The following is a 22,523-nucleotide window of genomic DNA, read 5'->3' as shown; positions in this document are numbered from 1 at the left end:
GGGCCGTTTCCGGTCGCCGGTGGAAAGAGGGGGTGACTGAGGTCAGTCGGCGGCAACCGGGGAGCTGGTCGCTCGCGCGGTCGCGGTGGTGCCGGTGGTGTGGACGTTGACCTTCATGGGATCAACGGTAAGTGATGGTGCGGGGGTCGTGCACGCAATTTTCCGTACGGCGTGCGCGGGCCTCAGGCGGGCGCGTATCCGCGGGTGCGGACGACGTCCTGCGTGAGGCGGGTGAAGGCGAGGGCGGCCGCGCTCCGGTAGGCGTTCTCGCGGTGGAGGAGGGCGACGGTGCGCGTCGGCAGGGGCGGATCGAGCGGGACGGGCTCGAGGCGGGGGTGGTCGTGGGTGATGGCGTCGGGCAGGACGGTGGAGAGTGTGGTGCGCTGGACGATCTCGGTGAGGGCCTGGATGGAGTTGGCCTCCACGGCGATGTGCGGCTGCACCTGGTGGGCGGCGAAGTAGGCGTCGATATGGCCGCGGGTGGCGAAATCCCCGCTGAGCAGGGCGAGTTGGTGGTCGGCCAGATCGCGTACGGAGAGCGGTCCTGATCCGTGCGCCCGGGACCGGCCCGGGCCGCGCACCAGCCCGAGGACTTCGGTGAACAAGGGGGTTGCGGCGATGCCCGGCAGGTGGGGGCCGTGGAAGGCGATCCCGAGGTCGATGTCGTCGGACAGCAGGCCGGCCTCGATGCGGTCCTGGGGCATCTCCTTGACGTCCAGGCTGATGCCGGGGTGGCGGGTGTGCAGCTCGGCGGTGAGCGGGCCGACGAGGTAGGCGGTGAACGTGGGGGTGAGGGCCAGGCGGAGATGGCCGCGGCCGAGGTCTGCGACGTCCAGGACGGCACGTTCGGCCGCTGCCAGGTCGTGCAGGGCGCGGCGGGCGTAGTGGACGTACACCTCACCCGCGTCGGTGAGGCGCACCGTGCGCCCCGTGCGGTCGAGCAGCTGGGCGCCGACGGTCCGCTCCAGCTGCTTGATCTGCTGCGAGAGCGTGGGTTGCGAGATGCGCAGGTCCTCGGCGGCACGGGTGAAATTGGCGTGCTCGGCGACTGCGAGCAGATAGCGCAGATGACGGAGTTCCGGGGCCATGCGCACAACTATAGATGAGGTCGATAGGAGCCATCGAAATTGCGTCTTGGACACTATAGATGCAGGTCGTGCAGGGTGGATCTCGTCAACCCCACGGGGTCGGCAACCACCGAAGGAAGTGACCATGCAGGACCTCATCGACGGCGTCGCGCGTTTCCGGCGGGACGTCTACCCGGCCCGGGCGGAGCTCTTCGCACACCTGGCGGCGACCCATAGGCCGACGACGCTGTTCATCAGCTGCTCCGACGCCCGCGTGGTGCCGGAGCTGATCACGCAGAGCGAACCGGGTGAGCTGTTCGTCATCCGTACGGCGGGCAATCTTGTCCCCGCCCACGGTCCGGGAGCGGACGGTGTGGCCGCGAGCATCGAGTACGCGGTGGCCGTCCTCGGCGTGACCGATGTGGTCGTGTGCGGGCACTCCGCCTGCGGCGCGATGACCGCCCTCGCCGAGCGCCACGACCTGAGCGCCGCACCGGCGATCGCGGAGTGGCTGCGTCACGCGGATGCCGCCCGGGCCCGTACTGCCGGCGAGGACGGTGCGCAGAACGTGGACGCGCTCGTACGCGAGAACGTGCGCGCCCAGCTGGCGAACCTCGCCACACATCCCTCGGTGGCCCGCGCCCTGGCCGCGGACGCGGTCACCCTGCACGGCTGGGTCTACGACATCCCCACCGGCACCGTCACCTCCGTCTGAACCTCCCACGCAAAGGAACCACCCCTCATGACGCACGCCCAGTTCGACCCCGCAGCCCGTCAGATCCTGGCCGCCAAGGCCGTCGAGGCCAAGGTGCGCAAGGACCTGACCTGGCAGCAGATCGCCGATGCGGCGGGCCTCTCCGTCGCCTACGTCACCGCGGCCGTACTCGGCCAGCACCCGCTGCCCGAGGGCTCCTCCCGGGCCGTCGCCGAACTCCTGGGCCTGGACCAGGACGACGCGACGCTGCTGCAGACCATCCCCTCCCGGGGATCCATCCCCGGCGGCATCCCCACCGACCCGACGATCTACCGCTTCTACGAAATGCTCCAGGTCTACGGCACCACGCTCAAGGCCCTGGTCCACGAGCAGTTCGGCGACGGCATCATCAGCGCGATCAACTTCAAGCTGGACGTGCGGAAGGTCGCCGATCCGGAGGGTGGCGAGCGTGCTGTGATCACGCTCGACGGCAAGTACCTGCCGACCAAGCCCTTCTGACCCATCCCCCCACGCGTAAGGAACCTTCATGGACTTCGCACAGCGCACCGTCGACCTTGCCCGCAGGAACGTCGAGGAGGGGGGACGCCCGTTCGCGACCGTGATCGTCAAGGACGGCGAGATTCTCGCCGAGTCCGCGAACAAGGTCGCCCAGACCAATGACCCCACGGCCCACGCCGAGATCCTCGCCATCCGCGAGGCGTGCGTGAAGCTGGGCACGGAGCACCTGACCGGCACGACCATCTACGTACTGGCCCACCCGTGCCCGATGTGCCTGGGCTCTCTGTACTACTGCTCGCCCGACGAGGTCGTCTTCCTCACCACGCGCGACGCGTACGAGCCGCACTACGTCGACGACCGCAAGTACTTCGAACTCGACACCTTTTACGGCGAGTTCGCCAAGGACTGGACGGAGCGGCGCCTGCCGATGCGTCACGACGCACGCGAGGAAGCGGTCGAGGTCTACAAGCTCTGGCAGCAGCGCAACGGCGGAGAACGACGGGTGGCCGGGACGCCCACCGCCTGATCGCCACGCCGGGACGAGCCGCGTGACCACGATGGAGTGGTCACGCGGCTCGTCCCGTGTCGGCAAGGTCAGCAGTGAACGGCGTTCTTGTTCGAGAGGTAGTACTCGGAGATCCATCCGTCGGTGGTCGTCGGCGTGCAGTCCATGCACTGCTTGGGGGTGACGACGTGCACCTTGTCCCAATAGGGGTTGCCGAAGACGGTGGTGCCGACGTTGTAACAGATGCTGGTCACTGTGCTGTAGGTGTAGCAGTAGCCCTTGATGGTGGCCGAAGTGCTGGCCGAGGCGCGGATCTTGACGGTCTCGGTGCACTTGTTGCTCACCGACGCGGGCGAGGCGGTGGAGGCCTCGGCAGTGCCGTTGAAGACCAGGGTGGTGGCGGCGGTCAGCGAGGCGACGGCGAGAATCTGGGCAAGCTTGCGCATGACACTCCTGAGGTGTGGGGTCAAGGATGCGCTCCGAGGGGAGCGGGCTTCATCGTACTGATGTGCGAGTAACGTGCGTACTGATTAACGAAGTTGGATCTCGCGGACCACGGCTCCCAGCGGCATTGTCAGTGGTGGGAGGCAGGATGAGGGTCATGACGACAACTCCTGCTGGTCTTGCCGATGCCGCCGCCTACGCCGCCGCCGTCGAGTCCGCCGTACAGGCGGCGGCCGCGTACTACACCTCGGGCGAGAGCCCGCTCGACGACGACGCGTACGACCGCATGGTGCGCGCCATCGCCGCGTACGAGACCGAGCACCCCGAGGACACCCTGGCGGTCTCGCCGACCGGGAAGGTCGCGGGTGGCGCGACGGTCGGCGATGTGCCGCACACGGTGCCCATGCTGTCGCTGGACAACGTGTTCTCGGCGGAGGGCTTCACCGACTGGACCGCTTCGTTGGAGCGAAGAATCGGGCGCCCCGTCACGGCGTGGAGCGTCGAGCCCAAACTGGACGGCCTGGCGATCGCCGCCCGCTACCGCGACGGGCGCCTCGTTCAGCTGATCACACGCGGCGACGGCACCGCGGGCGAGGACGTCTCGCACGCGATCGACACGGTCACCGGCCTGCCCGCCGCGCTCAAGGAGCCGCTCACCCTCGAGGTGCGCGGCGAAGTCCTCATGACCACCGACCAGTTCGAGGCGGCCAACACCGTCCGGACCGCCCACGGCGGGACCCCGTTCGCCAACCCGCGCAACGGGGCGGCCGGCACGCTGCGCGCGAAGGACCGTCCCTACCGCGTGGAAACCACGTTCTTCTGCTACGGGGTTCTCGCGCTGGACGCCACCGGAGAGCCCGCCGACTCCCTCGGCGAGTGGCCGCACAGCCGGATCCTGGAGTTCGCCGCCGGGCTCGGCGTCCACACGGCAGCCACCAGCGCGGTCGCGCCGCGCACCGCGTCCACGGTGGAGGAAGTACTGGCGCGGGTGGAGGAAGTGGCCGCCGCGCGGGCCGAGTTGCCCTTCGGGATCGACGGCATCGTCATCAAGGCCGACCTCGCCGACGACCAGAGGGACGCCGGATCCGGATCGCGGGCACCGCACTGGGCGATCGCGTACAAACTGCCCGCAGTCGAAAAGGTCACCCGGCTCCTGGAGGTGGAGTGGAACGTGGGCCGCACCGGCATCATCGCGCCGCGCGCCGTCCTCGAACCGGTCGAGATCGACGGGAGCACCGTCACCTACGCGACCCTCCACAACCCAGCCGACATCACGCGCCGCGACCTGCGCCTGGGCGACCAGGTGATGGTCTACAAGGCCGGCGACATCATTCCGCGTATCGAAGCGCCGCTGGTGCAGTTGCGGGCCGGTGACGAACAGCCCATCGTCTTCCCGGAGTTGTGCCCGCAGTGCGGCTCCGAAATCGACACCAGTGAGCAGCGCTGGCGCTGTGTCCGGGGCCGCAACTGCCGGGTCGTCGCCTCCATCGCGTACGCGGTGGGACGCGATCAGCTCGACATCGAGGGCCTCGGGACCACGCGCGTCGTCCAACTGGTCGACGCCGGTCTGGTCGGCGACTTCGCGGACCTCTTCGCCCTGACCCGCGAACAGCTTCTCGCGCTGGACCGGATGGGGGAGACCAGCACGGACAATCTCCTCGCCGCCATCGCATCGGCCAAGGGGCAGCCGCTGGCCCGGGTGCTGGCCGCGCTCGGTGTGCGGGGTACGGGCCGCTCCATGTCCCGCCGTATCGCCAGGCATTTCGCGACGATGGACCTCCTGTGCGCCGCTGACGCGGCGGCGATCCAGGAGGTCGAAGGCATTGGTGTGGAGAAGGCCCCCGTGATCGTGGCGGAACTGGCCGAACTCGCCCCGCTCATCGGCAAACTCGCGGCGGCGGGCGTGAACCTCGTCGAACCCGGTGCCGTTCCGCCCGCCCCGCAGGAAGAGGGCGCCGAGGAGGAGGCGGAGCTGGAGACGGCCGCGGGTCCCTTGGCCGGGATGACGGTGGTGGTCACCGGCGCCATGACCGGACCGCTGGAGAAGCTCTCCCGCAATGAGATGAACGAGCTCATCGAGCGAGCCGGCGGCAAGTCCTCGTCCAGCGTCTCCAAGCGCACCTCGCTCCTGGTGGCGGGCGACGGTGCAGGATCCAAGCGGACCAAGGCCGAAGCGCTCGGCACTCGCATTGCCACCCCGGCGGAATTCGCGGAGCTTATCGCTGGTCACCTGGCTGAGGCGTAGCGCTGAGGAGGATGACTTCGAGGGTGCGGGGGCCGTGGACGCCTTCGACGCGGTCGAGTTCGATGTCGCTGGTGGCGGAGGGTCCTGAGATCCAGGTGAGGGGGCGGGTGGGGTCGAGGCGGGGCATGGCCTGGGGGAGGGAGGCGATGATCTGGTCGGGGGTGCGGACGATGCAGATGTGGTGGTCGGGGATGAGGGTGATGCGGCGTCTTCCTTGGTCGGGGCTTGCGTCCAGGACGAGGGTGCCGGTCTCGGCGATCGCCAGCGCGCAGCCCGTCACCACACTGTCGACCGTATCCAGGTCGTGGGGGGTGTGCGTTGAACTGTCCTCGATTTGTTGGGCGTTGGATGCTTGCAGCCAGTGCTCCGGCAGGCCGGGCGGGACGAGGACGGTTTGCGATCCGTGGGCGGACAGGAGTTGGTTGAGGAGGTCCGGGAGGTTGTCTTCGTGAGTGTGGTGGACGATGGCCCGGTAGTCGGTGAGGTTCTCCGCCAACAGGTCCAGGAGGATCTGCGGGTTGTTCGGGGTGTGGCTGGGCAGGTAGTCGCGGGCCGGTTCGGGCACCTCCGGTGCCTGGGCCACGGCTGTGCGGATGCGGGTGAGGATGGTCTCGCGAGTGTTCATGTGCGGTTCTTCTTCCACCAGTCGCGGAACGGTTGCTCGGGCAGGGCGGGCAGGTCACGGCTGTCCGTCCACGCCGATGCACCCGGCACCTTGTGCGGGTGCAGCTTGCGGGTCTTGGACGCCAGGCGCTCACCTGCCCCCAACGCGGCGGGGTGGTTGAGGATCCACCCAGCTGCTTTCATTGCGGTCTTCTCCAGGCGGTGGCCCTTGCCGCCCTTCTCCGCGACCTGCTCCCGCAAGTGGACCAGGACCTCGGGAATGTCGATCGCGACCGGGCACACCTCGTAACACGCCCCGCACAACGACGACGCATACGGCAAAGAGGCATCGATGTCGCTCTGGGTGCCGCGCAGTTGAGGGGAGAGGATCGCACCGATCGGGCCCGGATAGACCGAGCCGTAGGCGTGACCGCCGGCCCGCTCGTAGACCGGGCACACATTCAGACACGCCGAGCAGCGGATGCACCGCAATGCTTGTCGCCCCACCTCGTCCGCCAGGGTATTCGTGCGCCCGTTGTCCAGGAGCACCAGGTGGAAGGCCTTGGGGCCGTCGGAGTCGGTGGTGCCGGTCCAGGTGCTGGTGTAGGGGTTCATCCGCTCGGCTGTGGAGGAGCGGGGCAGGGTCTGCAGGAACACCTCCAGATCCCGCCAGCTGGGGATGACCTTCTCGATCCCCACCACCGAGATCAGGGTCTCCGGCAGGGTCAGGCACATGCGTCCGTTGCCCTCCGATTCCAGGACCACCAGCGTCCCGGTCTCGGCGACCATGAAGTTCGCCCCCGAGATGCCGACCTTCGCCCGCAGGAACTTCTCCCGCAGATGCAACCGGGCCGCCTCCGCCAACGCAGCGGGGCTGTCGGTGAGATCGTCGGGGGCCGGGCGCCCCCACTCGCCCATCGTGGTGGCGAAGATGTCGCGGATCTCGCCCCGGTTGCGGTGGATCGCGGGCACCAGGATGTGCGAAGGGCGGTCCTGGCCCAGTTGCACGATCAGCTCCGCCAGATCCGTCTCGTAGGCGGCGATCCCGGCAGCTTCCAGGGCTTCGTTGAGGCCGATCTCCTGGGTCGCCATCGACTTGACCTTCACCACCTCCCGCTCCCCGGTCGCCACCACCAGCTCGGTGACGATCCGGTTCGCCTCCTCCGCATCCGCCGCCCAGTGCACCACCCCACCCGCCGCGGTGACCTTCTCCTCCAGCTCCACCAGCAGCGTGTCCAGATGCCGCAGCGTGCGGTCCTTGATCTGCTTCCCGGCCTCCCGCAACAACGCCCAGTCCGCGAGCTCCGCCACCGCCACCGCCCGCTTCGCGCGGATCGTGTGCGTGGCATGGCGCAGATTCGCCCGCAGCGTCGGGTTGTTCACCGCCTCACGCGCCGCCACCGGAAACGACGGCATCCCCAGATACGTCCCACTCATACCAGCGGCTCCTCTTCCGTACTCGCCAAAATCTCCGCGATGTGCACCGGACGCATCCCGACCTTCAGCCGGCTCATGGTGCCGTCGATGTGCATCAGACACGAGTTGTCGGCCGCGCACAGAGCATCCGCCCCGGTCGACACGGCGTTGCGGACCTTGTCGGCACCCATCGCCGCCGAGACGTCCGCGTTTTTCACGGCGAAGGTCCCTCCGAAGCCGCAGCACTCCTCCGCCCCCGGCAGCTCCCGCAGCTCCAGCCCCTTGACCGCTCGCAGGAGTTGGAGCGGCCGATCGCCAAGCCCCAGGCTGCGCAGTCCGTGACACGTCGGGTGGTACGTCACGGTCTGCGGGTAGTACGCACCCACATCCGTCACCCCCAGCACATCCACCAGGAACTCCGTCAGCTCGTACGTCTTCGGCACCACCCCCGCCACCGTCCGCGCCAGCACATCGCCGCGCCCCTCCGCCCGCGCCCGCTCGCCCATGCGCGGATAGAGCTCGCGGACCATCGCCCCGCACGACCCGGAGGGGGTGACGATCGCGTCGTACGCACCGAAGACCTCGGCGAAGCGCGTGGCCAGCGGTTCGGCCGTCCGTCGATACCCCGTGTTGTAGTGGGCCTGGCCGCAGCACGTCTGGCCCATCGGGAAGTCGACGTCGACGCCGAGCCGGTCGAGCAGCTTCACCACTGCGCGGCCGGTGTCCGGGTAGAGCGCGTCGTTGACGCAGGTGAGGAACAGTGCGACTCGCACCGCGGCTCCTTGGTGTTCGATCAGGATGGAGGTCGGTCGGTCAGCGTGCGGCGAAACGTGCGGCGGCCGCGTCCCACGAAGCCCGCTTCGGCTCCGGCTCGTACCGTACGAGCGGCTGCGTCCGTGACAGCAGGGCGCGCATCTCGGAGCGGTCGCCGGCCAGCCCCTGGGCGCGTGCCTGCACCAGGATGTTGCCGAGCGCCGAGGCCTCCGCCGGGCCGGCCACCACCGGGAGTCCGCAGGCGTCGGCGGTCAGTTGGCACAGCAGCTCGTTGCGCGCGCCGCCGCCCACGATGTGCACCGTGTCCACCGTCTGCCCGGAGAGCCGCTGGGCGTCCTCGATCGCACTGCGATGGGCCAGTGCGAGGGAGTCGAGGATGCAGCGAGTGGTCTCGGCGGGTGTCGCGGGTACGGGCTGCCCGGTGGAACGGCACGCCTCCGCGATGCGCTGCACCATCCCCCCGGGCGCGAGGAAGGCGGGGTCCGAGGCGTCCACGACCGAACGGAGGCCGGGGACCGCGGCCGCCGCGGCGAGCAGCGCGGGCACGTCGGGGTCGCCCCATTCCCGTACGCACTCCTGCAGCAGCCACAGGCCCATGATGTTGCGCAGATAGCGGACCGTGCCGTCGATGCCCAGCTCGTTGGTGAAGTTCGCGGCCCGGCTGTCCTCGCTGAGCACCGGCGCGTCGAGCTCGAGCCCGGCGAGCGACCAGGTGCCCGTGCAGACGTACGCGAACCGCTCGCCGTGCGCCGCGGGTACGGCGGCCACCGCCGAAGCCGTGTCGTGCGAGGCGACCGCGGTGACCGGGACGGGTCCGGTGAGGCCGGTGGCCTCCAGGACGTCGGGACGCAGCAGTCCCGCCGGGTCGCCGGGCCGGCGCAGTGGCCCGAAGAGGCCGAGGTCGATGCCGAGGGTGTCGGCCAGGGAGTGCGCCCAGTCGCGCGTGCGCGGGTCGACGAGCTGCGTGGTCGAGGCGTTGGTGAGTTCGGTGCCCGCCACGTCGGTCAGCCAGTACGAGAGAAGATCCGGAACCAGCAACAGCCTTGTCGCTGCCGCCAGTTGGGGTGTTCCGCGGGCTGCCGTGAGCTGGTAGAGGGTGTTGAACGGCGCGTACTGGATGCCCGTGGCCGCGTACAGGCGGTCGGCGGGGACGGTCGCCCACACCTTCTCGGCCGCGCCGTCCGTACGGTTGTCCCGGTAGTGGACGGGATTGCCGAGCAGGGCCCCGTCGGCGTCCAGCAGTCCGTAGTCCACGGCCCAGCTGTCCACGCCGACCGAGGCCAGCCGGCCGCCGGCCGAAGTGCCCGCGGCGCGCAGACCGTCGAGCACGCCCGCGTAGAGCGAGAGGATGTCCCAGCGCAGGCCCTCGGGCAGGTGGACCGGGCGGTTGGGGAAGCGGTGGGCCTCGGTGAGTTCGAGGGTGTTCCGTCCGACGCGGCCGACCATGACGCGTCCGCTGGACGCGCCGAGGTCGACCGCGGCGAAGGCCGTGAGGTGCTCGCTCATCGCAGGAAGGCCGCCGCGACGCCCGCGTCGACCGGGATGTGCAGCCCGGTGGTGTGGGTCAGGTCGCCGCCGGTGAGCGCGAAGACCGCGTTCGCGACGTGCTCGGGGAGCACCTCGCGCTTGAGGAGCGTGCGCTGGGCGTAGTACTCGCCGAGCTTCTCCTCCTCGACCCCGTACACCGCCGCCCTCTTCGCTCCCCAGCCGCCCGCGAAGATGCCGGAGCCGCGCACCACACCGTCCGGGTTGATGCCGTTGACCCGGATGCCGTGCTCGCCCAACTCGGCGGCCAGGAGGCGTACTTGGTGAGCCTGGTCTGCCTTCGTCGCCGAGTAGGCGATGTTGTTGGGGCCGGCGAAGACCGCGTTCTTGGAGGCGATGTAGACGATGTCGCCGCCCAGGCCCTGGGCGGTCATGACACGGGCCGCCTCGCGGGAGACCAGGAAGGAGCCGCGCGCCATGATGTCGTGCTGGAGGTCCCAGTCCTTCGCGGTCGTCTCCAGGAGCGGCTTGGAGATGGAGATGCCCGCGTTGTTGACCACGAGGTCCACGCCGCCGAAGGCGAGCGAGGCGGCCCGGAAAGCGGCCGCGATCTGCTCCTCGGAGGTCACGTCGACCGTGACGGCAACTGCCTTGTCATCGCCGCCGAGTTCGGCCGCGACCGCCTCCGCGCCGGCGGTGTTCAGGTCGGCGACGACCACGCAGGCTCCCTCGGCGGCGAGCCGGTGCGCGATCGCCTTGCCGATGCCACTGCCCGCACCCGTCACCAGCGCGACCCGCGTGGCCAAAGGCTTCGGCTTCGGCATCCGCTGGAGCTTCGCCTCCTCCAGCGCCCAGTACTCGATGCGGAACTTCTCGCTCTCCTCGATGGGCGCATACGTGGAGACCGCTTCGGCGCCGCGCATCACATTGATGGCGTTGACATAGAACTCGCCGGCCACGCGCGCCGTCTGCTTGTCCTTGCCGAAGCTGAACATCCCGATCCCCGGCACCAGGACGATCGCCGGGTCGGCGCCGCGCATGGCGGGGGAGTCGGCGTCCGCGTGCCGCCCGTAGTAGGCCGCGTACTCCTCCCGGTACTCGGCGTGCAGCTCCTTGAGCCGGGCGATCGCCTGCTCCAGGTCCGCGGTCGGCGGCAGGTCGAGGACCAGGGGCCGGACCTTCGTACGGAGGAAGTGGTCGGGGCAGGACGTGCCGAGCGCCGCGAGACGCGGGTGCTCGCCGCGGGAGGTGAAGTCGAGTACGGCGTCGGAGTCGGTGAAGTGCCCGATCTGCGGCCTGTCCTGCGAGGCGATCGCCCGGAGGTGCGGGGCAAGAGCCGCCGCCCGCTCGCGGCGCTCGGCCTCCGGCAGCGGCTCGTAGCCGGTGAGTACGGGACCGAAGGGCTCGGGCCTGCCGCGCTCGGCCAGGAATGCCTCTGCGGTGCGGATGATGTGCAGCGAGTTGGCCTCGCACTCCGCCGAGGTCGCGCCCCACGCGGTGATGCCGTGCCCGCCGAGGACACAGCCGATCGCCTGCGGGTTGGCCTCCTTCACGGCGGCGATGTCCAGTCCGAGCTGGAACCCGGGGCGGCGCCAGGGCACCCACAGCACGGAGTCGCCGAAGCAGTCGGCGGTCAGCTTCTCGCCGTCGGCGGCGCAGGCCAGCGCGATGCCCGAGTCGGGGTGAAGGTGGTCCACGTGCGCCGCGTCGACCAGCCCGTGCATCGCCGTGTCGATGGACGGAGCGGCGCCGCCCCTGCCGTGCAGGCAGTAGTCGAACGCGGCGACCATCTCGTCCTCGCGCTCCACCCCCGGGTACACGTCCCTGAGCGCCCGCAGCCGGTCCAGACGCAGCGCGGCCAGCCCTTCGGGCGTGAGCGTTCCGAGGTCGCCGCCGGATCCCTTGACCCACATCAGCTCTACGTCGCGGCCCGTCGCGGGGTCGGGCGCGGTGCCCTGCGCGGACGTGTTGCCGCCCGCGTAGTTGGTGTTGCGCGGGTCGGCGCCCAGACGGTGCGAGCGCTCGATCAGTGCGGCCGCTTCGGGGTGGAGAGGGGCAGGCATGAGTGTCCTTGCTGGTGAGTGGGGTGACAGGTACGGGCCGTGCCGGGGGTGGCTGGGATCAGGCGCCCCAGCCCGCCTGCTGTCCGCCGACGCGTGCCTCGGCGGACAGCACGGCCAGGCCGGAGCGGTGGTACGCCGCGACCGGGTCGGGGTCCAGGCCGAGCTCTTCGCGTACCTCGGCGAGCAGCGGGCGGACATCGGTGTTGTACGCGTCCATGAGGACCGCGTTGGCGGCCAGCACGTCGCCCGACCGCTGGGCGGAGGCGAGTGCCTCACGGTCGACGAGCAGCGCCTTCGCCGTGGCCTCCTGGACGTTCATCACGGAGCGGATGATCGCGGGGATCTTGGCCTCGATGTTGTGGCACTGGTCGAGCATGAACGCCACGTCGGGTGTGAAGCCCCCGCCGCGCACCACCTCGTACATGATGCGGAACAGCTGGAAGGGGTCGGCGGCGCCCGCCATCAGGTCGTCGTCCGCGTAGAAGCGGGAGTTGAAGTCGAAGGCGCCGAGCTTTCCCTCGCGCAGCAGGGTCGCGACGATGAACTCGATGTTGGTGCCGGGCGCATGGTGGCCCGTGTCGACCACGACCTGCGCCTTCGGGCCGAGCTTGAGGCAGTGCGCGTAGGCGGTTCCCCAGTCGGGGACGTCGGTCGCGTAGAAGGCCGGCTCGAAGAACTTGTACTCCAGCAGCATCCGCTGGTCGTCGCCCAGCCGCGCGTAGACGGCCTGCAGCGCTTCGGCCAGGCGGTCCTGGCGGTCGCGGATGTCGTCCTGGCCGGGGTAGTTGGTGCCGTCGGCGAACCACAGCTTGAGGTTCTTCGACCCCGTCGCGTCCAGGACGTCGACGCAGGCGAGCAGATGGTCCAGGGCCTTGCGGCGCACTGCCGCCTCCGGGTGGCAGATGCTCCCCAGCGCGTACGCGTCGTCCTGGAAGGTGTTGGAGTTGATCGCGCCCACTCGCAGGCCGCGCTTCTCGGCGTACGCGGCCAGCTCCGTGTAGTCGTCGACGCGGTCCCACGGGATGTGCAGCGACACGCTCGGTGTCACACCGGTGAAGGCGTGCACGGTGGCCGCGTCGTCCACCTTCTCGAAGGGGGTACGGGGGACCCCCGCCTGCGCGAACACCTTGAAGCGCGTTCCCGAATTCCCGTACCCCCAGGACGGTGTCTCGACGGCCTGCGTCTTGAGAGCGGCCTTGACTGCGGGGAGGTCGGACACGGTGGGGCTCCTACGGCATCGGGCTGAACAACTGGTCGCTCCATGACATGAAACGATTCAAGTCGGAACGTAGGGGTCCCCGTCGAGCCTGTCAACCCCTCTCGCAACAGCCTTCCACCGTGATCCTGTTGTGACCTCGGGGCGGCGAGATTTTCGAACGGCACCCGTTGACGTGACACCGTTGTCATGAATAACGTCCCGGCAACCCAGTTGAAACCTTTCACGACGCAGTGAGGGCTACCCGCCGCGTCGCTGAGGAGTCCTCATGAACCACCGGTCCGACACGGATCCGGCCCCCGTCCTGGCGCTCAGGGACATCTCGAAGTCCTTCGGCGCCGTACGCGCGCTGCGGGACGTCTCCCTGGAGCTGTTCCCCGGCGAGGTGCACGCCCTGGCAGGCGAGAACGGTGCGGGCAAGTCGACCCTCATCAAGACACTCGCGGGCGTCAACCAACCCGATGCGGGGCACCTCCTGCTCGACGGCGAGCCGACCGTCTTCCACGGTCCCGCCGACGCACGGGACGCGGGCATCGCCGTCATCTACCAGGAGCCCACGCTCTTCCCCGACCTCTCGATCACCGAGAACATCTTCATGGGACGCCAGCCGCGGCGCTCCCTCGGCCGCATCGACCACAAGGCCGCGCACTCCGCGACCCTGGCCCTGATGAAGCGCCTCGGCGTCGAGCTCGACCCCGACCGTCCGGCCCGCGGTCTGTCCATCGCCGACCAGCAGATCGTGGAGATCGCCAAGGCGCTCTCCTTCGACGCCCGCGTCCTGATCATGGACGAGCCGACCGCGGCCCTCACGGGCAGCGAGGTGGCGCGCCTGTTCGGCGTCGTCCGGGCCCTGCGCGACCAGGGCGCCGCGGTGCTGTTCATCTCGCACCGCCTCGAGGAGATCTTCCAGATCTGCCGGCGCGTCACGACCCTGCGCGACGGCGCCTGGATCGCCAGCGAGCCCATCGAGGGCATGACCGAGGAAGACCTCGTGCGCCGTATGGTCGGCCGCGACCTCGAAGACCTCTATCCCAAGCAGGACGTACGGGCCGGCGACATCGCCCTGAGCGTCCGCAGGCTGACCCGCGAGGGCGTCTTCACCGACGTCTCCTTCGACGTCCGCCAGGGCGAGATCGTCGGCCTCGCCGGACTCGTCGGCGCCGGACGCACCGAGGTCGCCCGCGCCGTCTTCGGCATCGACCGGTGGGACGCCGGCGAAGTCGCGGTCGACGGCCGGACGCTCGCCAACGGCGCACCCTCCACCGCGATGGCCGCGGGCCTCGCCCTCGTCCCCGAGGACCGGCGCGCCCAGGGCCTGGTGATGGGCATGTCCATCGAACGCAACATCGGGCTCACCGGACTGCGTACGACGACGAAGGCCGGGTTCATGGACCGGGGCGCCGAGCGCAGCCGCTCCCTGGACTGGGCCCTCAAGCTCCAGGTGAAGTACGCACGGATCGCCGACGCCGTCTCCACGCTCTCCGGCGGCAACCAGCAGAAGGTCGTCCTCGCCAAATGGCTCGCCACCGGGCCCAAGGTGCTGATCGTCGACGAGCCCACCCGCGGCATCGACGTCGGCACCAAGGCCGAAGTGCACCGGCTGCTCAGCGAGTTGGCCGCCGACGGGGTCGCCGTTCTGATGATCTCCTCCGACCTGCCCGAGATCCTCGGCATGGCCGACCGCGTGCTGGTGATGCACGAGGGCCGGCTCACCGCCGAGATACCGCGCTCCGAAGCCACCGAGGAAGCCGTGATGGCCGCAGCCACCGGGAGGGCCGCCGCATGACGGTGACCGCACCCAACCCCGTACCCGCAGCCGAAGTGCCCAAGTCGAGCGGCACCCGGCTCGTCGACCGCGTCTTCAAGATGCGCGAACTCGCCATCCTGGCCGTCTTCCTGGTGATGATCGTCATCACCCAGATGGGCAACAGCGAGTTCCTCTCCGAGCAGGGCATCAAGGACCTCCTGCTGAACGCGACCATCCTCGTGCTCGTCGCCACCGGCCAGTCGCTGGTCGTGATCACCCGCAACGTCGACCTGTCCGTCGGCTCGACCATGGGCATCACCGCCTTCGCAGCCGGCACCTACCTCCAGGGCGGCGGCAACCCCGTCGTGGCGATCCTCCTCGCCATGCTGCTCGGCATCGGCTGCGGCCTCCTGAACGGCCTGCTGGTCAGCCTCGGCCAGGTGCCCGCGCTCGTCGTCACACTCGGCATGCTCTACATCATCCGCGGCGTCGACTCGATCTGGGTCGGCGCACGGCAGATCACGGCGGCCGATCTCCCCGGCGGATTCGTGGACTTCGGCTCCGGCGGCATCTCGGCGGTGCCGTGGCTGGCACTGATCGCGCTGGTGGTGCTGGTGGCCACCGCGTACTACCTCAAGCAGTTCCGCAGCGGCCGCGAGCTGTACGCACTCGGCTCCAACCCGGAGGCCGCAGGGCTCGCGGGCATCCCCGTACGCAAACGCATCCTGGCCGCGTACATCTTCTGCGGGGGCCTCGCCGGACTTGCCGGCGCGCTGTACCTCGCCCGGTTCGGCAACGTCGACTCCGGCACCGGAACCGGCTACGAACTGACTGTCGTCAGCGCGGTCGTGGTCGGCGGCGTCGTCTTCACCGGGGGCTCCGGCAGCGTCTACGGCGCCGCGCTCGGCGCCCTGCTGCTCACCTCCATCAACAGCGTGCTGCCCGCGCTCGGCGTCAGCTCCGTCTGGGTGCTCGCCATCAACGGCATCCTGCTCATCCTCGCCATCGCGGTCGACCGGATCGTCGCCCTGCGGGTGGCCGCAGCCCTGAAGAAGAGGGCTGCCTCGATTGAAAGGAATGGGCGTCATGGCTGATTCCGCACTCTCCCGCGCCATCCGCTGGGACACGGTGGTCGGCGCGCTTCTGATCGTCCTCCTGCTGTTCTCGTTCGGCTTCGTGGACGGCTTCGGCAACGCACTCAACCTCTCCTTCCTCATCGGCAACACCCTCCCCATCGCCCTCGTCGCCCTGCCGATGACCCTGCTCGTGGTCGCCGGCGAGATCGACCTCTCGGTCGCCTCCACGGCAGGTCTTTCGGGTTCGGTGATGGGCGCCCTGTGGAACCAGGGCATGGCGATCGAGACGATCATCCCGATCTGTCTGCTGCTCGGCGTGGCCTGCGGACTGGTCAACGGCCTGCTCGTGACCCGGCTCGGCCTGCCGTCCCTCGCCGTCACCATCGGTACGCTCGCCGCCTACCGCGGCATCGCGCAGATCGTGCTCGGCTCGGACGCGGTGACCGACTTCCCCACCCAGTACCAGGACTTCGCGGCCGGGCGCATCGGAGAGACCTTCCTCCCGCAGGCGTTCCTCCCCTTCCTCGTCCTGCTGGCGATCGCGGCCGTCGTGCTGCACGCCACCCCGTTCGGACGCTCGCTCTTCGCCGTCGGCGCGAGCGAGGAAGCCGCGCGGTTCGCCGGCATCCGCGTCAAGCGCCAGAAGCTGATCCTGTTCGTCGCCACCGGTTTCATGGCCTCGCTCACCGGCATCTTCTGGGCCCTGCACTACGCCAGCGCCCGCTACGACAACGCCACGGGCCTCGAACTCTCCGTCGTGGCAGCCGTGTTGCTCGGCGGCATCGACTTCGACGGCGGCAAGGGCACCCTCGGCGGCGCGATCGCGGGAGTCTTCCTGCTCGGCGCCGCCCAGAACGTCATGAGCCTTCTCAACGTCTCCGCGCAGTCGCAGATCGTCGTCACCGGCGTCCTGCTCGTCGTCTCCGTGCTCGGCCCCCGGGTCGCACGCCAGCTCGCCGTCGCACGGGCGGGCCGGCTGGCCGCCGCCTCCACCCCGACCTCGTAACACCCCTTCACCGCAAAGGACCTCCCTCATGCGCAAGTCATCGATCCGCCGTGCCTGCGCGGCCCTCGTGGCCGTCACCTCCCTCTCCCTCGCCGCCACCGCCTGCGGCGGCACCACCAAGGACGACGTGAAGGACAGCGGCGGCTCGGGCGCCGCCGAGGGCAAGGCCGACCCGGGCGCGCCCACCAAGAAGGGCCTCACCGTCGGCTTCCTGCCCAAGCAGGTCAACAACCCGTACTTCACCTCCGCGGACAAGGGCGGCGAGAAGGCGCTCAAGGAGCTCGGCTCCAGCTACAAGGAGACCGGCCCCAGCACCGCCACCGACACCAGCGGGCAGGTCAGTTACGTCAACACGCTCACCCAGCAGCAGGTCGACGCGATGGCCGTGTCCGCGCAGGACCCGGGCGCCCTGTGCACCGCGCTCAAGCAGGCGATGAAGAACAAGATCAAGGTCGTCACGTACGACTCGGACACCAAGACCGACTGCCGCAACGCCTTCGTCTCGCAGGCCAGCTCCGAGGACCTCGGCCGCACCGAGGTGCAGCTGCTCGCCGAACAGATCGGCTACAAGGGCGAGATCGCGATCCTGTCCGCCGCGCAGACCGCGACGAACCAGAACGCCTGGATCGACTTCATGAAGGAGGAGCTGAAGGACCCGAAGTACAAGAACATCAAGCTGGTGAAGGTCGCGTACGGCAACGACGACGCCCAGCAGTCCTTCCAGCAGACGCAGGGGCTCCTCCAGGAGCACCCCAAGCTGGCCGGGATCATCTCCCCGACGACCGTCGGCATCAAGGCCGCAGCCCAGTACCTGTCGGGTTCCAAGTACAAGGGCAAGGTCAAGCTGACCGGCCTCGGCACCCCCAACGACATGCGCAAGTACGTCAAGAACGGCACCGTCGAGGCCTTCGAGCTGTGGGACCCGGCGAAGCTCGGCGAGCTGGCCGCGCGCACGGCCGTGGCGCTGTCCTCGGGCCAGATCACCGGCAAGGAGGGCGAGACCTTCACGGCCGGCTCCATGGGCAGCTTCACCATCGGCAAGGACGGCGTGATCAACCTCGGCAAGCCGACCGTCTTCAACGCGAAGAACATCGACCAGTTCAACTTCTAGTCGCTCTCTTCGCACCTCGGGAGGATTCCGTCCGATGGCACAGTCGGTGGGTATCAAGGACGTCGCCCGCGCGGCAGGAGTCTCCGTCGGCACGGTCTCCAACGTCATCAACCGGCCCGAGGCGGTGGCCGCCAGAACCCGTGCGCGGGTCCTGGCGGCGATCGACCGGCTCGGCTACGTCCGCAGTGAGTCCGCGCGCCAGCTGCGGGCCGGCCACAGCCGGATCATGGGCCTGCTCGTCCTCGACATGGGCAACCCGTTCTTCGTGGACGTGGCGCGCGGCGCCGAGCGCGCCGCGCGCGAGGCCGGGCTCGGCGTGATGGTCTGCAACAGCGCGCAGAGCCCGGACGAGGAGGCCGAGTACCTGGCGCACTTCGCCGAGCTGCGGGTACGCGGAGTCCTGCTGACGCCCGCCGATGCGACGGGGCGCAACATCGCGGCCTTCCGGCGGCACGGCATCCCGTTCGTCCTCGTCGACCGGGTCGCCGAGGGCGCCACCGAGTGCTCGGTCTCCGTCGACGACGTCCTGGGCGGGGCGCTGGCGGTACGTCATCTCGTCGACGCCGGGCACCGCTCGATCGCGTACGTGAGCGGGCCGCCCAGCCTCAACCAGGTCAGGGACCGCCGGACGGGCGCCCTGACCGCGCTCGCCGACGCGGGGCTCGGCCCCGACGCGCTGCGCGAGCTGCCGACCGAGCGTCTCGACGTGGCGTCAGGGCGCGATGCCGGGGCCCGGCTGCTGGGGCTCTCCAAGCGGCCGACCGCGGTGTTCTGCGCCAACGACCTGCTCGCCCTCGGCGTACTGCAGGCCATGTTCGCGGCGGGTGTCGACGTGCCCGGCGACCTGGCGATCGTCGGATACGACGACATCGAGTTCGCGGCCGCCGCGGCCATCCCGCTCACCTCGGTGCGGCAGCCCGCCGTCACGCTGGGTGCACTGGCCGCCGAACTCCTCCTGGGGGAGACGGAAGCGGCGGAGGGCCAGCCCCACGAGCACCGCAGGGTCATCCTGCAGCCGGAGCTCGTCGTCCGCCGGTCCAGCCTCTCCCGGCCCTGAAAGGGTTCAACTCCAGTGCATGTATGGGGAGTTGGTCGGAGAAAAGCTGCGCACGCACATTGACTCACGCCTCGTGCGCCACCTACGTTCACCGCTGTGAATCGATTCACCTTCTCTCTCACCAGGAGCCGTAGTGATCAGTAGAAGGAACATCCTGGCGAGCGCCGCCGTCACGGTGGGCGCCGTGACCGCAGGCGCCGGACAGGCCGTCGCCGCCCCCGCGTCCGCCGCCGCCAAGGGGCAGACGGGCGCGAGCGCCCTGCGCGTCGCCACACCCACCGTCGAGTACGTACAGCAACCGCTCGGACTGGACGCGGCACGTCCGCGGCTGAGCTGGCCGATGGTCTCGGAGACCCCGGGGCAGCTCCAGAGCGCCTACCAGGTGCGCGTCGCCACGAGCTCCGCCGGCCTCTCGCACCCCGATGTGTGGGACAGCGGCAAGGTCGCCTCCGCGGACTCCGTCCTCGTCCCGTACGCAGGGCCGCAACTCGCGCCGCGTACCAGCTACTTCTGGTCGGTCCGGGTCTGGGACACCGCCGGGGGCGTGTCCCCGTGGTCCGCGCCGACCTGGTGGGAGACGGGCCTGATGGGCCAGGACGGGTGGACGGCGGAGTGGATCGCCGCCCCAGCGGTCCTCACCGACGCGCCGTCGCTGGAGGGCAGTTCGTGGATCTGGTTCCCCGAAGGCGACCCGGCGAGCAGCGCCCCCGCCGCCACCCGCTGGTTCCGCCGTACCGTCGATCTCCCCGAGGGCATCACCGCGGCCGTCCTCGCGATCAGCGCGGACAACGTCTACACCCTCTCCCTCAACGGCGCCGAGGTGGCGCGCACCGACCTGGAGACGGACAACGACAGCTGGCGCCGCCCCGCCGTCATCGACGTGGTCGGCCAACTGCGCTCCGGCGCCAACGTCCTGGCCGTCTCCGCGACCAACGCCACGGTCGGCGCCGCAGGGCTGATCGCCGTCCTCACCGTCACCACGGCGTCCGGCGAGCAGAAGATCTTCACCGACGGATCGTGGAAGTCGACCGACACCGAACCGTCCGACGGCTGGCGCGAGCAGGACTTCGACGACTCCTCCTGGCCGGCCGCGAAGGTCGCCGCGGCGTGGGGCGCCGGACCGTGGGGCCGCCTCGTCGCCGCCTCGTTCGCCGCCAACCAACTGCGCCACGAGTTCCGGCTCCCGGGCAAGAAGGTGGCCAGGGCCAGGCTGTACGCGACGGCTCTCGGCCTGTACGAGACCCACATCAACGGCCGCCGCGTGGGCCGCGACCAGCTCGCCCCCGGCTGGACCGACTACCGCAAGCGCGTGCAGTACCAGACCTACGACGTCACCGGACTCCTCCGCTCCGGCGCCAACGCCCTGGGCGCCTATGTGGCACCCGGCTGGTACGCGGGCAACGTCGGTATGTTCGGCCCGCACCAGTACGGTGAACGCCCGTCGTTCCTCGCCCAGTTGGAGATCGACTACACCGACGGCACGAGCGAGCGCATCACCTCGGGCAAGGACTGGCGGGCCGCCTCCGGGCCCATCGTCTCCGCGGACCTGATGTCCGGCGAGACTTACGACGCCCGCAAGGAGACGGCCGGGTGGACCTCGCCGGGCTTCGACGACCGTTCCTGGCTCGCGGTCCGCAGCTCTGACAACGATGTCCCCGGCGAGATCGTCGCCCAGGTCGACGGCCCCGTGCGGGTCGCGAAAGAGCTCCCCGTACAGAAGATCACCCAGCCGAAGCCGGGCGTCTTCGTCCTCGACCTCGGGCAGAACATGGTCGGCACGGTACGGCTCCGCGTCTCGGGCAAGGCCGGAACCGCCGTACGCCTGCGCCATGCGGAGGTCCTCAACCCCGACGGCACGCTCTACACCACGAACCTGCGCTCGGCCGCCGCGACCGACTCGTACACGCTCAAGGGCGGGGGAGAGGAGACGTACGAACCGCGCTTCACCTCCCACGGATTCCGCTACGTCGAGCTGACCGGCTTCCCCGGGACGCCGACCGCGCGCGCCGTGACGGGGCGCGTCTGGCACACCTCCGCACCCTTCACCTTCGAGTTCGAGACCAACGTCCCGATGCTCAACAAGCTGCACAGCAACATCACTTGGGGCCAGCGCGGCAACTTCGTCTCCGTCCCGACCGACACGCCCGCCCGCGACGAGCGCCTCGGCTGGACCGGCGACATCAACGTCTTCGCGCCCACCGCCTCCTACACGATGGAGTCGGCCCGCTTCCTCACCAAGTGGCTCGTCGACCTGCGCGACGGCCAGACCGCGGACGGCGCGTTCACCGACGTCGCCCCCATGGTCGGCACCGTCGGCAACGGCGTCGCGGGCTGGGGCGACGCGGGCGTCACCGTCCCCTGGGCACTGCACCAGGCGTACGGCGACACCAAGGTCCTCGCCGACGCCTGGCCTTCCGTCCAGGCCTGGCTGCGCTACCTGGAGAAGAACAGCGACGGACTGCTGCGCCCGGCCGGCGGATACGGCGACTGGCTCAACGTGTCGGACGAGACGCCCAAGGACGTCATCGCGACGGCGTACTTCGCGCACAGCGCCGACCTCGCCGCACAGATGGCCACCGCCCTGGGAGAGGACCCCGCACCGTACAGCGGACTCTTCGACCGGGTGCGCCAGGCCTTCCAGGGCGCGTACGTCACGCCCGACGGAAAGGTGAAGGGCGACACCCAGAGCGCCTACGTCCTCGCGCTCTCCATGAACCTGGTCCCCGACGCCCTGCGGAAGGCGGCGGCCGACCGCCTCGTCGCCCTCATCGAGGCCAAGGACTGGCACCTGTCGACCGGCTTCCTCGGCACCCCGCGCCTGCTGCCCGTCCTCACCGACACCGGCCACACCGATGTCGCGTACCGGCTGCTGCACCAGCGGACCTTCCCCAGCTGGGGCTACCAGATCGACCGGGGCGCGACCACGATGTGGGAGCGCTGGGACTCCATCAAGCCCGACGGCACGTTCCAGGACGCGGGCATGAACTCCTTCAACCACTATGCGTACGGCTCGGTGGGCGAGTGGATGTACACCAACATCGCCGGGATCGCCGCGGGCAGCGCGGGCTACCGGCGGATCGTCGTCCGCCCTCGCCCCGGCGGTGAAGTCACCTCCGCGAGCGCCCGGTTCGCCTCCCTGTACGGTCCCGTGACCACACAGTGGCAGCAGAAGTCCGGCGGCTTCGTCCTGGAGTGCACCGTGCCGCCCAACACCACCGCCGAAGTGTGGGTGCCCACGGCTCGGCCCGACCGGGTGAAGAGCGGCCGGGCGAAGTTCGTACGGGCCGAGGACGGCTGCGCCGTGTTCGAGGCCGGATCGGGAAGCCACCGCTTCACCGCGTGACACACCGGCTGCCGGGCCGCCTCCCGTGACGGGGGCGGCCCGGCAGCCGCGCTCGGCCAGAAGACAGCGGTGCAATCCCTTCCTTTGTTGACACGTGTCATCTAGGCTCCGCCGACGCGAGACCGGGACACGCCCCTGAACCCCGCGAAGAG

General features: G+C 69.8%; 18 protein-coding genes. 10 read left to right on the top strand and 8 right to left on the bottom strand.

The features are described 5' to 3' along the window. Positions 1–182 precede the first annotated feature (182 nt). A complete protein-coding gene (cynR, locus tag OG707_RS00880) occupies positions 183–1,088 on the bottom strand; it encodes a transcriptional regulator CynR (RefSeq protein ID WP_329113212.1) in 906 nt (301 codons plus the stop codon). Positions 1,089–1,212: 124 nt separating this feature from the next. Between cynR and OG707_RS00875 the strand changes: the two genes are divergently transcribed. Genes OG707_RS00875 through OG707_RS00865 form a run of 3 tightly spaced genes read left to right on the top strand, consistent with a single transcriptional unit; the run spans position 1,213 to position 2,806 of the window. Continuing rightward, positions 1,213–1,782 carry a carbonic anhydrase gene (locus tag OG707_RS00875; protein WP_329113210.1) on the top strand — a complete coding sequence of 190 codons (570 nt, stop codon included), beginning with the start codon at positions 1,213–1,215 and terminating at the stop codon, positions 1,780–1,782. 27 nt (positions 1,783–1,809) lie between these two features. Further along, positions 1,810–2,280, top strand: coding sequence for a cyanase (gene cynS / locus OG707_RS00870; RefSeq protein WP_329113208.1), 471 nt, complete (start codon positions 1,810–1,812; stop codon positions 2,278–2,280). A 28-nt stretch (positions 2,281–2,308) separates the two neighbouring features. After that, positions 2,309–2,806 (top strand): nucleoside deaminase, encoded by a 498-nt coding sequence (locus OG707_RS00865; RefSeq protein WP_329113205.1) that lies wholly within the window; start codon positions 2,309–2,311, stop codon positions 2,804–2,806. Between the two features lie 68 nt (positions 2,807–2,874). Here OG707_RS00865 and OG707_RS00860 read toward each other — a convergent pair whose 3' ends face one another. Next, positions 2,875–3,231, bottom strand: coding sequence for a hypothetical protein (locus OG707_RS00860; RefSeq protein WP_329113204.1), 357 nt, complete (start codon positions 3,229–3,231; stop codon positions 2,875–2,877). A 155-nt stretch (positions 3,232–3,386) separates the two neighbouring features. Between OG707_RS00860 and ligA the strand changes: the two genes are divergently transcribed. Continuing rightward, entirely contained in the window at positions 3,387–5,474 is a 2,088-nt protein-coding gene (gene ligA / locus OG707_RS00855) for an NAD-dependent DNA ligase LigA (protein WP_329113201.1), read from the top strand. Here ligA and OG707_RS00850 read toward each other — a convergent pair. From OG707_RS00850 to rhaI, 6 genes are read right to left on the bottom strand one after another with little or no spacing between them, the layout of a single operon-like run. Beyond that, positions 5,446–6,099 (bottom strand): LutC/YkgG family protein, encoded by a 654-nt coding sequence (locus OG707_RS00850; RefSeq protein WP_329113199.1) that lies wholly within the window; start codon positions 6,097–6,099, stop codon positions 5,446–5,448. The genes ligA and OG707_RS00850 overlap by 29 nt on opposite strands. Continuing rightward, positions 6,096–7,514 carry a LutB/LldF family L-lactate oxidation iron-sulfur protein gene (locus OG707_RS00845; protein WP_329113197.1) on the bottom strand — a complete coding sequence of 473 codons (1,419 nt, stop codon included), beginning with the start codon at positions 7,512–7,514 and terminating at the stop codon, positions 6,096–6,098. The genes OG707_RS00850 and OG707_RS00845 overlap by 4 nt, the downstream gene beginning before the upstream one ends. After that, the gene (locus OG707_RS00840; RefSeq protein ID WP_329113194.1) at positions 7,511–8,266 is read right to left on the bottom strand and encodes a (Fe-S)-binding protein; all 756 of its coding nucleotides are present in this window, start codon (positions 8,264–8,266) and stop codon (positions 7,511–7,513) included. Before OG707_RS00840 ends, OG707_RS00845 begins: the two co-directional genes overlap by 4 nt. Positions 8,267–8,306: 40 nt before the next feature. Further along, the gene (locus OG707_RS00835) at positions 8,307–9,773 is read right to left on the bottom strand and encodes a rhamnulokinase (protein WP_329113192.1); all 1,467 of its coding nucleotides are present in this window, start codon (positions 9,771–9,773) and stop codon (positions 8,307–8,309) included. Then, positions 9,770–11,815: a bifunctional aldolase/short-chain dehydrogenase gene (locus OG707_RS00830; protein WP_329113190.1), complete on the bottom strand. Its 2,046-nt coding sequence runs from the start codon at positions 11,813–11,815 to the stop codon at positions 9,770–9,772. The genes OG707_RS00835 and OG707_RS00830 overlap by 4 nt, the downstream gene beginning before the upstream one ends. Positions 11,816–11,873: 58 nt before the next feature. Further along, positions 11,874–13,034 (bottom strand): L-rhamnose isomerase, encoded by a 1,161-nt coding sequence (gene rhaI / locus OG707_RS00825; protein ID WP_329113188.1) that lies wholly within the window; start codon positions 13,032–13,034, stop codon positions 11,874–11,876. 265 nt (positions 13,035–13,299) lie between these two features. Here rhaI and OG707_RS00820 point away from each other — a divergent pair, with 265 nt between their 5' ends. The 6 genes from OG707_RS00820 (at position 13,300) to OG707_RS00795 (ending at position 22,371) form a co-directional block, all read left to right on the top strand. Then, on the top strand, positions 13,300–14,817 hold the full coding sequence (locus OG707_RS00820; protein ID WP_329113186.1) for a sugar ABC transporter ATP-binding protein: 1,518 nt from the start codon (positions 13,300–13,302) through the stop codon (positions 14,815–14,817). Beyond that, positions 14,814–15,872 carry an ABC transporter permease gene (locus OG707_RS00815; protein ID WP_329113184.1) on the top strand — a complete coding sequence of 353 codons (1,059 nt, stop codon included), beginning with the start codon at positions 14,814–14,816 and terminating at the stop codon, positions 15,870–15,872. Before OG707_RS00820 ends, OG707_RS00815 begins: the two co-directional genes overlap by 4 nt. Continuing rightward, positions 15,865–16,860 carry an ABC transporter permease gene (locus OG707_RS00810; protein ID WP_329113182.1) on the top strand — a complete coding sequence of 332 codons (996 nt, stop codon included), beginning with the start codon at positions 15,865–15,867 and terminating at the stop codon, positions 16,858–16,860. The genes OG707_RS00815 and OG707_RS00810 overlap by 8 nt, the downstream gene beginning before the upstream one ends. A 28-nt stretch (positions 16,861–16,888) precedes the next feature. Then, complete coding sequence (rhaS, locus tag OG707_RS00805; protein WP_329113180.1) at positions 16,889–17,971, top strand: rhamnose ABC transporter substrate-binding protein; 1,083 nt, start codon at positions 16,889–16,891, stop codon at positions 17,969–17,971. Between the two features lie 34 nt (positions 17,972–18,005). Further along, positions 18,006–19,028, top strand: a complete 1,023-nt coding sequence (locus tag OG707_RS00800; protein ID WP_329113178.1) for a LacI family DNA-binding transcriptional regulator — start codon at positions 18,006–18,008, stop codon at positions 19,026–19,028. A gap of 133 nt (positions 19,029–19,161) precedes the next feature. Next, on the top strand, positions 19,162–22,371 hold the full coding sequence (locus OG707_RS00795) for an alpha-L-rhamnosidase (protein WP_329113176.1): 3,210 nt from the start codon (positions 19,162–19,164) through the stop codon (positions 22,369–22,371). Positions 22,372–22,523 lie beyond the last annotated feature (152 nt).

Origin of the sequence: Streptomyces sp. NBC_01465 (genome assembly GCF_036227325.1) — a bacterium.
Classification (GTDB): Bacteria; Actinomycetota; Actinomycetes; order Streptomycetales; family Streptomycetaceae; genus Streptomyces.
The sequence above is the reverse complement of the archived record's forward strand: the minus strand, read 5'-3'. Positions and strand labels throughout refer to the sequence as shown.